The following is a 13,210-nucleotide window of genomic DNA, read 5'->3' on the forward strand; positions in this document are numbered from 1 at the left end:
TGGATGCACTGTAGCGCTTGCGGGATTACGGAAAAATCAGCAAAAATGGAAATCACTTTTTCTCTGGGGAAATAATCCCCGTTTCACTGAGTGCCTCTATGGATCAATTACTGGCCATGCGCGCCTATACCCGCGTAGTGGAAACCGGCAGTTTTACCCGGGCGGCGGACTCGCTCAACATGCCCATCGCCACCCTCAGCAAGCTGGTCAAGGCGCTGGAGGCACATCTCGACGTACGCCTGTTGCAGCGCACCACCCGGCGGGTGACGGCAACCCCGGAGGGACAGGAGTATTACGAAAAGGCCCGCCGGGTGCTGATTGATATCGAAGATATCGACACCTCGTTCAGCTCGGTAAAACAGCAGCCCCAGGGGCATCTGCGCATTGACGTCGGCGGCTCAACGGCGCGGGACGTGCTGATCCCGGCCCTGCCGGATTTTATGCGCCGTTACCCTGAAATCCGTATCGATCTCGGCGTGGCCGACCGGCCGGTGGATTTAATCAGCGGCAATGTGGATTGCGTTATCCGCGGCGGCGCGCTGGAGGACTCCTCCCTGATTGCCCGGCACATCGGCAATGCGGAGATGGTCACCTGCGCCACGCCGGGCTATCTGAAGCAGTACGGCCTTCCCGCCTACCCTGAAGAGCTTCGCAACGGCCATAAGCTGGTCTGTTATCTCTCGCCGATGACCGGGCGCGCCGTGCCGTTTCGCTTTACCCAGGATGGTGAGATCCGCGAGATTAACCTGGTGCATCGTATCGGGGTAAACGAGAGCAACGCGCACCTGGCGGCCGCGGTAGCTGGAATGGGGATTGTTCAGACATTTCGGTACTCCGCAGGCGCCCTGCTGGAAGCGGGAACGCTGGTGGAGATCCTCGATAAATGGCGTCCGCCACACTACCCGTTTTACGTGGTTTATCCGCAAAACCGGCATATGACGCATCGTCTGAAGGTGTTTATCGCGTGGCTGGCGGAGGTGTTTCCGGACGCGGTGAAGGGATAGCCGGGCGGAGCGCCCGGCTGGACGGTCAGTTCAGCTTATAGTCGAGGGTGATTTCAGCTTTCAGCAGCTGTGACACCGGACACCCGGCTTTCGCTTTCTGAATGATGCCGTCGAACTGCTGCGGGTCGATCCCCGGAACGGTCACTTTGCTCTGCAGGGCCACTTTGCTGATGGCAAAGCCGCTGTCGGTTTTATCCAGCGAAACATCCGCCGTGGTATCGATAGAATCCGCGGTATAACCCGCTTCACCCAGCATCAACGACAGCGCCATGGAGAAACATGCCGCATGCGCCGCACCGATCAACTCTTCCGGGTTGGTACCCTTCTCCCCTTCAAACCGGGTATTGAAGCCGTAGGGTTGCTGATTAAGAACGCCGCTCTCGGTAGAAACCGTCCCCTTGCCGCGCTTGATATCGCCAGACCAGTGTGCTGAACCGTGCTTATGAATTGTCATTATTGCTCTCCTTTTGGCTTACAAAGCCTTCAGTATAGACCACGCAGCGAGGGCAGCCCGAAATAGTGAAATAACAAGAAAATTCTGTGACGCCAGAGCGGTTAGACGTATTGCAAATCCTTTTATTCCGTGTAATTTAAATTCGTCTTCGGCAATATTTATTTTCGGGTAACCGAATGGCATAAAGATATATTCAAAGGTTATGGAGAATATATTCTGTTTTTTAAGATCATGAAAAAGCATGATTTTATGACACTAATATTTCTGAGACGATTCTTAAACACAGCGGCATAAATATTTGCCATTCTGAATACCACTGATGTTTTTGCGAGCCGGACCATTAAACAGAAAACGACACGGAGGCAACATGTTTAATTATTATTCTGCAAATACAACATCCGCACAGCCGGAGCTGGTTAACGCTATTGCACAGGGTCTGCGCGCTGAAATGGGCGCTGTCACTGAAGATGACATTTTGATGGAACTGACAAAATGGGTGGAAGCCTCAGATAATGACATCCTCAGTGATATCTACCAGCAGACCATTAACTACGTTGTCAGCGGCCAACACGACAGTTTCTGAAAACCTGCTATGCTGGATCAGCAACCTAAGGGGTTACATTTCGTTCGCCTTATCAACATCAACAGGATGGAGGAGTCAATATGAAATCGAACCGTCAGGCACGCCATATTCTGGGACTGAACTACAAGCTGTCTAACCAGCGCAAAGTGGTGATTGAGGGTGACAGCGAAACGCAGGTCATCAATGCCACCGGCAGAAAACGCCACGAACCGAAGTAAGTTCGCCAGTGAGATACCGACACCACCGCTTAGCCGGTGGTGTTTTTGTTTGTATGTTGCGGCATTTAACATTCACCTCCTTTATACTACCCGCCTGACACCCCCTAAGGGCACGACAGCAACGATGATTAACAACAGTGCCAGGGACGGATATGCACAAATTAAGTGAGTAACATGGACAACAAAGCCAAAAAACATCGCTCCCTCTATATTCCTTACGCCGGTCCGGTTCTGCTGGAATTCCCCCTCCTGAACAAGGGCAGCGCCTTCAGCATGGAAGAGCGCAGCAGTTTCAACCTGCTGGGTCTGTTGCCAGAAGTGGTCGAAACCATCGAAGAGCAGGCCGAACGCGCGTGGATCCAGTATCAGGGATTCAAAACCGAGATCGACAAGCACATCTACCTGCGCAACATCCAGGACACTAACGAAACCCTCTTCTACCGCCTGGTGCAAAACCACCTCGACGAGATGATGCCGGTGATTTACACCCCAACCGTCGGTGCCGCCTGCGAACGTTTCTCGGAAATTTATCGCCGTTCCCGGGGCGTGTTTATCTCGTATCAGAACCGTCACAACATGGACGACATCCTGCAGAACGTCTCCAACCACAACATCAAAGTGATCGTGGTAACCGACGGCGAGCGTATTCTCGGTCTTGGCGACCAGGGGATCGGCGGGATGGGAATTCCAATCGGTAAACTGTCGCTGTACACCGCCTGCGGCGGCATCAGCCCGGCGTACACCCTGCCGGTGGTGCTGGATGTCGGGACCAACAACCAGCAGCTGCTCAACGATCCGCTCTATATGGGCTGGCGTCACCCGCGTATCACCGACGACGAGTACTATCAGTTCGTGGATGATTTCATCCAGGCGGTGAAGCATCGCTGGCCGGACGTGCTGCTGCAGTTCGAAGATTTCGCCCAGAAAAACGCCATGCCGCTGCTGAATCGCTATCGCGATGAAATCTGCTCCTTTAACGACGACATTCAGGGCACTGCGGCGGTCACGGTCGGCACGCTGATTGCGGCCAGCCGCGCGGCAGGCAACCAGTTAAGCTACCAGAAAATAGTCTTCCTCGGTGCAGGCTCCGCCGGGTGCGGTATCGCCGAGCAGATCATCGCCCAGACACAGCGCGAAGGCTTAAGCGAAGAGCTGGCCCGTTCCCGCGTCTTTATGGTGGATCGTTTTGGCCTGCTGACCGACGCCATGCCGAACCTGCTGCCGTTCCAGACCAAACTGGTGCAAAAGCGCGAGAACCTGAAAAACTGGGATACCGACAGTGAAGTGCTCTCCCTGCTGGATGTGGTGCGTAACGTGAAGCCGGATATTCTGATTGGCGTCTCCGGCCAGACCGGGCTGTTCACCGAAGAGATCATCCGCGAGATGCATAAATACTGCGCGCGTCCGATCGTGATGCCGCTCTCTAACCCGACCTCGCGTGTGGAAGCGACCCCGCAGGACATCATCGCGTGGACCGAAGGTAACGCCCTGGTCGCCACCGGCAGCCCGTTTGCACCTGTGGTCTGGAAGGACAAAATCTATCCGATTGCCCAGTGCAACAACTCCTATATCTTCCCGGGTATCGGCCTTGGGGTGATCGCCTCTGGCGCGTCGCGCATCACCGATGAGATGCTGATGTCCGCCAGCGAAACCCTGGCGAAGCACTCTCCGCTGGTGAACAACGGCGAAGGGCTGGTCCTGCCGGAGCTGAAGGATATCCATGTGGTGTCGAAAGCCATCGCCTTTGCGGTGGGGAAAATGGCCCAGCAGCAAGGCGTGGCGGTTAAAACCTCTGCAGACGCCCTGCAGCAGGCAATCGACGAGAACTTCTGGAAGCCGGAATACCGCAGCTACCGCCGGACGTCTATTTAACTCCTGCAACGCCGGGCGGCGCTCACGCTTGCCCGGCCTACAAAATCGTCACGCCAGGCCGGGTAAGGCGAAGCCGTCACCCGGCAAAACACCGCACCGAACCCGTAGGCCGGGTAAGGCAAAGCCGTCACCCGGCAAGACCGCACCGAACCCGTAGGCCGGGTAAGGCGCAGCCGCCACCCGGCAACACCGCACCGAACCCGTAGGCCGGGTAAGGCAAAGCCGCCACCCGGCAAGACCGCACCAAACCCGAAGGCCGGGTAAGGCAAAGCCGCCACCCGGCAAGACCGCACCGAACCCGTAGGCCGGGTAAGGCGCAGCCGCCACCCGGCAACACCGCACCGAACCCGTAGGTCGGGTAAGGCGCAGCCGCCACCCGGCAACACCGCACCGAACCCGTAGGCCGGGTAAGGCAAAGCCGCCACCCGGCAAAACACCGCACCTTACCTCCCCCGCGTCGCCCACCAGAACACCAGAGCCAACAGGCTGACAGACGATCCCAGCAGGCACACCCCCTGCCAGCCGAAATGGGCATAGGTTATGGTCGTACCGATCCCCCCCAGCCCGCTGCCCACCGCGTAAAACAGCATATACAGCCCCACCAACCGGCTATGTGCTTCCGGTCGGGTGCGGAAAATCAGGCTCTGGTTTGTAACATGCAACGCCTGTCCGCCAAGATCGAGCAGCACGATGCCGATCGCCAGCGCCCACAGCGACACGTCCATTAGCGATAGCGGCCACCAGGCCAGCAGCAGCATCGCCAACGCCATTGCGCTGGTGCGTTGCGCCAGCCCCTGGTCCGCCCACTGCCCGGCCCGTGATGCGGCCAGGGCGCCAATGACCCCCACCAGCCCGAATGCGCCAATAGCGGTATGGGAAAAGTTATAGGGTGGCGCGCTCAGGGGCAGCACCAACGCGCTCCAGAAAATATTAAAGGCAGCAAACATCAGCAGCGCGAGCGTGCCCCTGACCTGGAGCACCTTTTCCTCCCTCAGTAGCGTCAGCATTGAAGCGAGCAGGCGCGGATAAGTGAGCGAACCGGCAGGCGGCAAGGCAGGCAGTCGTCGCCAGAGCGGGATCGCAATCCCCAGCATCAGAAATGCGGCGCAGAAATAGACCCCGCGCCAGCCCGCCAGATCGCTGACGCCCCCGGCAAACACTCTCGCCAGCAGCAATCCGATAAAGACCCCGCCCTGCGCCACTCCTACCACCCGCCCCTGTTCATGAGGGGCAGCGGCGCTTGCCGCGCAGGCTATCAGCCCCTGGGTCATCGCCGTACCGAGCAGGCCGACGGCAAGCATACCCGCCAGCAGCACCGGGGCGGATTGCGCCGTCCCCACCACCACCAGCGCGGCAACCAGCGCCAGTAGCTGTATCGCCATCAGTCGACGACGATCGACCCTGTCTCCCAGCGGCACCAGAAACAGCAGAGCCAGCGCACAACCGATTTGGGTTGCGGTAACAACCCCGCCGATTGCCGCCTGACTGATGGCAAAATCCTGCGCCAGCGCATCAAGCAGCGGCTGCGCGAAATAGACATTCGCCACGCTCATGCCGCTGGCAATGGCGAAGAGCCACACCAGGCTGCGTGACAGACCTGCGGATATCGCCTGGCCAGCCAGTAACGTCAGTTGTGCTTTCATGCTCCCAAAACTCCTTTAATGGTTTCATAATAAAACCACTGTAAGGCTAGGTCAGATAGTTTTAAAATGCAACCAAATAGCTTGCCTTGCTGAAAGCGCGCTTCCCCGCTAAACTCGCTTCATCCATCAACCTACTGAATACTAAGGAGGCTAATTATGCTGTGCTGTGAAATTTTTGATATTTCACTTCACCTTGGTGATCGCACCTGCTCAAGCGTTATCGGTTTCGTGCTGCGATAACTTCGGCTTGAGCGAAGACACCTAAGACAATCCCTTCTCTCGGGCTTACCGGGTTATCGTCAGCGTTGATTGACGAGGCGTTTTTACGCCTGTAACTCTTGAGTAAGCAAATGAGCACATTACTGACTGCACAATTTTTACGTGTTGATACCGCTTTCGACACCCTGTTCGACAACCTCTCCTTTAGCCTGAAAAAAGGCGACCGCATCGGTTTGCTGGGCGATAACGGCTGTGGCAAAAGTACCCTGCTGAAGATCCTCGACGGCACCGACACGCCCCTTTCCGGCACGGTGGCGCTGGCCGGTCATTGCCTGATGTCGCGGGTGGAGCAGCATCTTCCTCCTGAGATTTATCCCTTAACCATGCTCGACGCGGTTCTGGCGCAGTTGCCGGTTGCCGAGCGTGAGAGCCTGCGCTGGCGGGCAGAGACCCTGCTGGCGAGCATGGGGTTCACCCCGCAAGACATAGCCCTGCAATCGGCCACGCTTAGCGGCGGGCAGCACACGCGACTCCTGCTGGCGCGGGCGCTGATTAACGAGCCGGATCTGCTACTGCTGGATGAACCCAGCAACCACCTGGATCTGCCCACGCTGCTGTGGCTGGAGCAGTTTTTACAGAGCTGGTCCGGCAGCTTTGTGCTGGTGTCCCACGACAGGCAGCTGCTGGATGCCGTCACCAACGGCAGCTGGATCCTGCGGGACAAAACGCTGCACTACTTCGCCCTTCCCTGCACCCGGGCGCGTCAGGCGCTGGCGGAGAAAGATGAGAGCGACGCGCTGCGCCATAAAGCAGAGCAAAAGGAGATCGACCGGGTCACCGCCAGTGCAAAACGGCTGGCGACCTGGGGCAAGGTCTACGACAACGAGGATCTGGCCCGTAAAGCTAAGCAGATGGAGCGCCAGGTGGAGCGGCTAAAGGAGAGCCAGACGTCGCTGACGGCGGGCAGCCCCTGGACCTTAACCCTGCGCGGCGATGCCCTGCGGGCCGACCGGTTGCTGGAGATCGCGTCGCTCGACGTGGCCCCAGCCCCGGGCCTGCCGCCGTTGTTCTCGGCGGAAAACGTCCGTCTAAAAAGCGGCGACCGGGTCGCCATCGTCGGGCGCAACGGCTGTGGCAAATCCTCGCTGATGCGCCTTATCTGGCAGCAGTTTATTGCTGCGGAAAGCCACGCCGGATTAACCCTCCACCCACGCGTCGCGCCTGGCTACTACGACCAGACGCTGCACCAGCTGGCGGATGAAGCCACGCTGATCGACGCCCTGGAGCCGTTCGCCCCGAACATTCAGGATCGCAAGATGGCGCTGATCTCCGCCGGGTTCGCCTGGGCGCGGCACGGACAAAAGGTCAGCACGCTGAGCGGCGGCGAGCGCTCGCGGCTGCTGTTTATTGGCCTGACGCTGGCGCGCTTCAGCCTGCTGATGCTTGATGAGCCAACTAACCATCTGGATATGGAAGGCAAAGAAGCGCTGGCGGAAACGTTACAACAGTTTGAAGGCGGCGTGCTGCTGGTCAGCCACGATCGGCAGTTAATCAGCCAGAGCTGCAACCGCTTCTGGCTGATCGACAATGGCGTGCTGAGCGAATGGCATGACGCGGATACGGTTTTTGCCCGCCTGCGCGATGACAGCGGTTTGCGTGACCAATCGGCAAAGGCTGTGACGAAAGCAGGCCAGGCAGAACCCGCTGAGGATCTGTTAGAGCGGCTGATTATGCTGGAGAAACTGCTGGAGGAGGATCGGCTGCGTAAGCCTAAACATCAGAAGCCTCAGCTTCAGGCGCAGTGGCAGGAGGAGATTGCCGCGCTGACGGCGCAGCTGTAAGGCAATGCCCGGCGGGTAGCCGCCGCCGGGCAATTGTTTATTTCGGTTGCTGCGTTTTCCAGGCATCCCATGCCTGTTTAATTTCCTGCTTCGCGGTGGCGGCATCGTTGAAGCCGTTCAGCTCCACCGATTTGCGCCCTTCCGGCAGCTGTTTATAAACCCGGAAGAACGACTCCAGGCGCTGCTGTTCAATCTTTGGCAGGTCGCTTAACTCTTTAATGTCGTCATAAGTCGGATCGATTTTGCTGGCCGGCACGGCAACGATTTTGTCGTCCTTCTCGCCGCCGTCGATCATCTTCAGTACGCCAATGGCGCGCAGCTTAATCAGGGTGCCCGGTGCCATCGGCGCGCGGGTATAGAAAATCACGTCCAGCGGATCGCCATCACCCGCCAGGGACTGGGTCAGCGAGCCGTAGTTGGCCGGGTAAGCCACCGGCATCGACTGGAAACGGTCGGCAATAATAAAGCCGGTTTTGGCGTCAGTCTCGTACTTAATAATCCCGCCCGCAGGAATTTCGGTAACGGCGTAGAACTCTTCCGGGTTGTTATCAGGCTGTGGGAATTCGAGGATGTTTTGCGCCTGTACGGAAGCGGACAGAAGAACGCTCACTGCGAGAAGTTTTTTTACCAGATGCATTGTCTTTTTAACTCTTCGGTTATTGAGAAGACAACACCTTACGGGCTGGTTATGTCAGAAACATGACATATTTGCTGCAGAAATAATGACTGGAGAAAGCGTTAAAAGGAGACCGCCTGAAGGTTGTCTCCTTTATTTTACCTAAGCCTTGGGGTCAGAACTCTCTGGCGAGAGTCAGATAACCTCCATAATCCACTGAGCATTCATTATCATTGATATAACCTAAAGCTATAAATACATTCTTTTTACCATCGTGATTGGTAAAGGTGTACTTCGCTGAAATGCTTTTCACATTGTCATCATGATAAATTGAATAATATTGTTCCCTGGAGAGCACAATACTATTTTTTTGAGCCATGGCTTTTTTATAAGCATCCTCAGCTAATTGTTTGGCCAATATATCAGAAACAGGGAACACTCCAAGTAATTTCACCTCAGTTTTATGCTCAAGGATAGTCGAACGATCAATTTTCAAATCATCGGTAAAAGATGAAAGAGTTGCTAACTCGATTGCGCGCCCAACATCAGCACACTGTTCAGAACCTATCTTAGCCTGAGCTAAAACAGGGAGCATTACAAAGGAAAAACAAAGATATTTGAACATAATCGTGCTACTCCACTATTAACACTCTGTCTTTGCTTGTATGGATCTCAATCCTGTGGTTAAGCAAAACAACAATACAGCCATTGGAAGCCTCTCCAGGGCGACTTCCACTGTCGCCATGAATTAAGAAACCATCTCTTCCACACATGTTGTTTGAGGAGTCCGCTGTAAGTCTTAACACGTAACCTCCTGCTGTTGTATGCTGGAATGGATTGCCAATTTTGTACTTCCCCGCTGGCAATGGTCCTTTGTTCTTTACACACTGTTGAGAAGGATCGTTGTAGTAACCTACAGCCCCCGCATACAGCGCATTAAACTTGAAGGTACCATCAAGGTAAAACTTAGCCTCCTTAACTTTATAGACCCACGTCATTATGCCGTCCTCCTTTCATTCCAGCCGTGAGAGTGAATGATGTTGCCATCTAAATAATGCCATTCAATATTTGCATAATTAATAGAAACATATTCTTGATGGGAGTGCTTTTCGAAACGAGGATCTTTAATATCAAGCATAAAAGCATTAACATCAGTGATGATGCAATCAGTAAGCGTTACACGAAAGTACTCTTCTTCCTGGCCATTATAGTTAATTCGATAATACCTGAAGATAGCTTCCTTAAACCGTCTGCCGCTACTCACTCCTTTACTAAGGTAAGGTGTAGAACTATCGATATCTTTCCTGAAAGACATTTGGCCGTGCACGCATGGGCCTGTAATCTTACCTGTTAAGTCATCTACAGGTAGTTCCAGAGCATGCATAATCTCACTTATTTCTATGCTTCCCTCTCTTCCACGAACATCAACAGATCCTTTTACAGGATTGCCAGAATCATCTGTAAGCCATAAATAAACCGGTATCGCCATGGATCAAACTCCATTTTTAAAATGAGCAAAAAGTATCCTTTGAATATATGTTATTTGAACAGCTATTTTTTGCTTAGCGTTGATATCAATCAATTAAACAGCCATCAATGCGACACTGATTATTTACTAAACCAATATCCCACCGAAATTATATTCCTTAATATTTACTATTTATTTAAACTCCTGTCTGTTACATATGCGAACGCGAATAACTTTAACGTATAAATAACCATGGGAAATGAAAGGGCAAGCGTGATGCCACTCGTGATTATCGAATTCATCTAAGCTAAATGATTTCATAATGTTACAGCCCCTTGCTTCAGCCATTAAAAAACTTAATCCTTAATAGGTATATCGTCTTATCTAACCTGCATTGCAGATCCGCAATATGAAAATGGAGAAACATATGAAAGCTGCTGTCGTGACCAAAGACCATCAGGTAGAAGTGACCGAGAAAACCCTGCGCCCGCTGAAACACGGCGAAGCGCTGCTGAAGATGGAGTGCTGTGGCGTGTGCCACACCGATCTTCACGTAAAGAACGGCGATTTTGGCGATAAGACCGGGGTGATCCTCGGGCATGAAGGCATTGGTGTGGTGCAGGAGGTAGGCCCTGGCGTCGTCTCCCTTAAACCGGGCGATCGCGCAAGCGTGGCGTGGTTCTTTGAAGGCTGCGGTCATTGCGAATACTGCAACTCCGGCAACGAAACCCTGTGCCGTACCGTGAAGAACGCAGGCTACTCGGTGGATGGCGGTATGGCTGAAGAGTGCATCGTGACTGCCGACTACGCGGTAAAAGTGCCGGACGGACTGGACTCCGCCGCCGCGAGCAGCATCACCTGTGCCGGGGTGACGACCTATAAAGCCGTCAAAGTCTCTGAGATCAAGCCGGGCCAGTGGATCGCTATTTATGGCCTGGGTGGTCTGGGTAACCTGGCGCTGCAGTACGCGAAAAACGTGTTTAACGCCAAAGTTATCGCTGTTGACGTGAATGACGAACAGCTGAAACTCGCCGAAAGCATGGGTGCCGATCTGGTGGTTAACTCCCGCAATGAGGATGCCGCTAAATTCATTCAGGAAAAAACCGGTGGTGCCCACGCTGCGGTGGTAACCGCGGTGGCGAAAGTGGCCTTTAACTCCGCGGTGGATGCCGTTCGCGCCAGTGGCCGCGTGGTGGCAGTCGGCCTGCCGCCGGAAGCAATGAGCCTGGATATTCCGCGTCTGGTGCTTGACGGCATTCAGGTAGTGGGTTCGCTGGTCGGCACTCGTCAGGATCTGACCGAAGCCTTCCAGTTTGCCGCCGAAGGCAAAGTCGTGCCGAAAGTGGCGCTGCGTCCGCTGGGCGATATCAATGCCATCTTCAAAGAGATGGAACAGGGCCAGATCCGTGGCCGTATGGTGATTGATTTCCGTTCATAACGATCTTCCCTCTTCCCTATGGGGAGAGAGCGAACATCGCGGAATCAGCATGCATTACGCCGAACCGCTGGCGAAAATCGTTTAGCCCCACAAACCGCGCCACTCCCGGCGCGGTTTTTTATTGCCACTTTCCGCAAATCCTTAGCTCAATTCCTTTGTTCCCTTCTTTTCTGCCCCACCCGAAGATGCATTCGACGCTAACAAGAAGATTACAAAGGAATTCACCATGCAAACCCCATTTCGTCTGCCGCTGCTGACGGCTTTAATTCTTGCGACGACGGCAGCTTATGCTGCCGATACGCCGGTTAAAGGCGGCACGCTGGTCTATCTGGAGCAACAGGCCCACACCAACCTTTATCCCCCGGCGGGCGGGTTTTACCCCAACGGCGGGATCCTGAATCAGATCACCGACAAGCTTACCTGGCAGAACCCAAAGACGCTACAGGTTGAGCCATGGATCGCCGAAAGCTGGACCACCAACGCCGATAAAACCGAATACACCTTTAAGCTTCGCCCGGGCGTTACCTTCTCTGACGGCACGCCGCTGGACGCGAACGCGGTGGCGAAGAACTTCGATACCTACGGCAAAGGCAATAAGGCCCAGCGCCTGCCGGTGTCGGAAGTGATCAACAACTACGACCGCAGCGAAGTGATCGACCCGCTGACCGTAAAGTTCTACTTCAAAAAGCCCTCGCCGGGCTTTTTACAGGGTACCGCGACCATCGGCTCCGGTCTGGTTTCTCTGAGCACCTTACAGCGTAACTTCGAGGAGTTGGGCGACGCGCGCCATATCATCGGCTCCGGCCCGTTCGTGGTGAAGGATGAGAAGCCCGGCCGGGAAGTGAATCTCCAGGCGCGTAAAGACTACGCCTGGGGCCCGAAAAATCTCGCCCAGCAGGGCCCGGCGAATCTGGATGGCATTACGTATCTGGTCACGCCGGAAGACAGCGTTCGCGTCGGCGCGCTGCTGGCGGGCCAGGCCGATTTTATCCGCCAGGTGCAGGCCTATGACGAAAAACAGGCCACCGAACAGGGATATCACATCTACGCGGCCCCTACCCGCGGGGTGAACGACAGCATCAGCTTCCGCCCGGATAATCCACTGGTCGCCGACGTGCGGGTGCGCCAGGCGCTGCTGCATGCCACCAACGCGAAACAGGTGGTGGAAACCCTGTTCTCACCCAACTATCCGCAGGCCAAATCGGTGATTGCCGACTCTGCCGCAGGCTATGTCGATCTGAGCGACAAACTGACCTTCGATCCGGCCAAAGCCAGCGCCCTGCTGGATGAAGCCGGGTGGAAAGCGGGCAGCGATGGCATTCGCGCCAAAGACGGCCAGCGTCTGGCCCTGACCATCTATGAATCCCTGCCGCAGCCGCAAAACAAAGAGGTGTTACAGCTGGTCGCCCAGCAGTGGCGTCAGGTGGGCGTCGCCCTGAGCGTGAAGGCCGGTGACGCTGGCAGCCGCGTTATCGACAACCTCGACCCGCTGAAAACCCCGCTTACCGTGTCGGAAGTGGGCCGCGCCGACCCGGACGTGGTTAAGAGCATGTTCTACCCCGATAACCGCGACGCCCTGCTGCAAAAAGGCGGCTCCAGCGACAAGGTAAACAGCTTCCGCGACGACAAGCTCAACGAGCTGCTGGTGAACATCTCCGCTGAAGTGGATCCGCAAAAGCGCCTCCAGCTGACCGGCGACGCCCAGCGCTATCTGCTGGATAACGCCTATGTGATCCCGATTTTCGAAGAGCCGCAGGTCTTTGCCGGTGCGCCGTGGCTGAAAGGGGTGAGTTTTGAAGCGGTCGGTCGCCCGTCGTTCTACGGCGCGTGGCTTGAGAAACACTAAGGAGGCAA

At 55.4% G+C, this 13,210-nt stretch carries 13 protein-coding genes; 7 read left to right on the forward strand and 6 right to left on the reverse strand.

Features of this window, described 5'->3' with window-relative positions:
- Nucleotides 1-98: 98 nt before the first annotated feature.
- On the forward strand, nucleotides 99-1,004 hold the full coding sequence (locus FHN83_RS23395) for a LysR family transcriptional regulator (RefSeq protein WP_139565101.1): 906 nt from the start codon (nucleotides 99-101) through the stop codon (nucleotides 1,002-1,004).
- 25 nt (nucleotides 1,005-1,029) lie between these two features.
- Here FHN83_RS23395 and FHN83_RS23400 read toward each other — a convergent pair whose 3' ends face one another.
- The gene (locus FHN83_RS23400) at nucleotides 1,030-1,458 is read right to left on the reverse strand and encodes an OsmC family protein (protein ID WP_003857069.1); all 429 of its coding nucleotides are present in this window, start codon (nucleotides 1,456-1,458) and stop codon (nucleotides 1,030-1,032) included.
- A gap of 367 nt (nucleotides 1,459-1,825) precedes the next feature.
- Between FHN83_RS23400 and bdm the strand changes: the two genes are divergently transcribed.
- From bdm to FHN83_RS23415, 3 genes are all read left to right on the forward strand, one after another.
- Nucleotides 1,826-2,041 carry a biofilm-dependent modulation protein gene (bdm, locus tag FHN83_RS23405; protein ID WP_139565102.1) on the forward strand — a complete coding sequence of 72 codons (216 nt, stop codon included), beginning with the start codon at nucleotides 1,826-1,828 and terminating at the stop codon, nucleotides 2,039-2,041.
- Between the two features lie 80 nt (nucleotides 2,042-2,121).
- Nucleotides 2,122-2,259: a stationary-phase-induced ribosome-associated protein gene (gene sra, locus FHN83_RS23410; protein ID WP_139565103.1), complete on the forward strand. Its 138-nt coding sequence runs from the start codon at nucleotides 2,122-2,124 to the stop codon at nucleotides 2,257-2,259.
- Between the two features lie 174 nt (nucleotides 2,260-2,433).
- Complete coding sequence (locus tag FHN83_RS23415) at nucleotides 2,434-4,131, forward strand: NAD-dependent malic enzyme (RefSeq protein WP_039028745.1); 1,698 nt, start codon at nucleotides 2,434-2,436, stop codon at nucleotides 4,129-4,131.
- A 443-nt stretch (nucleotides 4,132-4,574) separates the two neighbouring features.
- Here FHN83_RS23415 and FHN83_RS23420 read toward each other — a convergent pair whose 3' ends face one another.
- Nucleotides 4,575-5,774 (reverse strand): MFS transporter, encoded by a 1,200-nt coding sequence (locus FHN83_RS23420; RefSeq protein WP_139565104.1) that lies wholly within the window; start codon nucleotides 5,772-5,774, stop codon nucleotides 4,575-4,577.
- 350 nt (nucleotides 5,775-6,124) lie between these two features.
- Here FHN83_RS23420 and FHN83_RS23425 point away from each other — a divergent pair, with 350 nt between their 5' ends.
- Nucleotides 6,125-7,834: an ABC-F family ATP-binding cassette domain-containing protein gene (locus FHN83_RS23425; protein ID WP_139565105.1), complete on the forward strand. Its 1,710-nt coding sequence runs from the start codon at nucleotides 6,125-6,127 to the stop codon at nucleotides 7,832-7,834.
- A gap of 37 nt (nucleotides 7,835-7,871) precedes the next feature.
- Here FHN83_RS23425 and FHN83_RS23430 read toward each other — a convergent pair whose 3' ends face one another.
- The 4 genes from FHN83_RS23430 to FHN83_RS23445 all read right to left on the reverse strand — a co-directional run bounded on the left by FHN83_RS23430 (nucleotide 7,872) and on the right by FHN83_RS23445 (nucleotide 9,939).
- Nucleotides 7,872-8,471, reverse strand: a complete 600-nt coding sequence (locus FHN83_RS23430) for an inorganic diphosphatase (protein ID WP_039028742.1) — start codon at nucleotides 8,469-8,471, stop codon at nucleotides 7,872-7,874.
- Between the two features lie 154 nt (nucleotides 8,472-8,625).
- The gene (locus tag FHN83_RS23435) at nucleotides 8,626-9,075 is read right to left on the reverse strand and encodes a Shiga toxin A subunit (RefSeq protein ID WP_139565106.1); all 450 of its coding nucleotides are present in this window, start codon (nucleotides 9,073-9,075) and stop codon (nucleotides 8,626-8,628) included.
- A gap of 7 nt (nucleotides 9,076-9,082) precedes the next feature.
- Nucleotides 9,083-9,448, reverse strand: a complete 366-nt coding sequence (locus FHN83_RS23440; RefSeq protein WP_139565107.1) for a tlde1 domain-containing protein — start codon at nucleotides 9,446-9,448, stop codon at nucleotides 9,083-9,085.
- Complete coding sequence (locus tag FHN83_RS23445) at nucleotides 9,448-9,939, reverse strand: Hcp family type VI secretion system effector (RefSeq protein WP_139565108.1); 492 nt, start codon at nucleotides 9,937-9,939, stop codon at nucleotides 9,448-9,450. Before FHN83_RS23445 ends, FHN83_RS23440 begins: the two co-directional genes overlap by 1 nt.
- A 406-nt stretch (nucleotides 9,940-10,345) precedes the next feature.
- On the opposite strand from FHN83_RS23445, the gene adhP reads away from it, so the two are divergent.
- A complete protein-coding gene (adhP, locus tag FHN83_RS23450) occupies nucleotides 10,346-11,356 on the forward strand; it encodes an alcohol dehydrogenase AdhP (RefSeq protein ID WP_139565109.1) in 1,011 nt (336 codons plus the stop codon).
- Nucleotides 11,357-11,582: 226 nt separating this feature from the next.
- Nucleotides 11,583-13,202, forward strand: a complete 1,620-nt coding sequence (locus tag FHN83_RS23455) for a TIGR04028 family ABC transporter substrate-binding protein (RefSeq protein ID WP_139565110.1) — start codon at nucleotides 11,583-11,585, stop codon at nucleotides 13,200-13,202.
- Nucleotides 13,203-13,210: the final 8 nt, after the last annotated feature.

Origin of the sequence: Leclercia adecarboxylata (assembly GCF_006171285.1) — a bacterium.
In the GTDB taxonomy this organism is placed as follows: domain Bacteria; phylum Pseudomonadota; class Gammaproteobacteria; order Enterobacterales; family Enterobacteriaceae; genus Enterobacter; species Enterobacter barmai.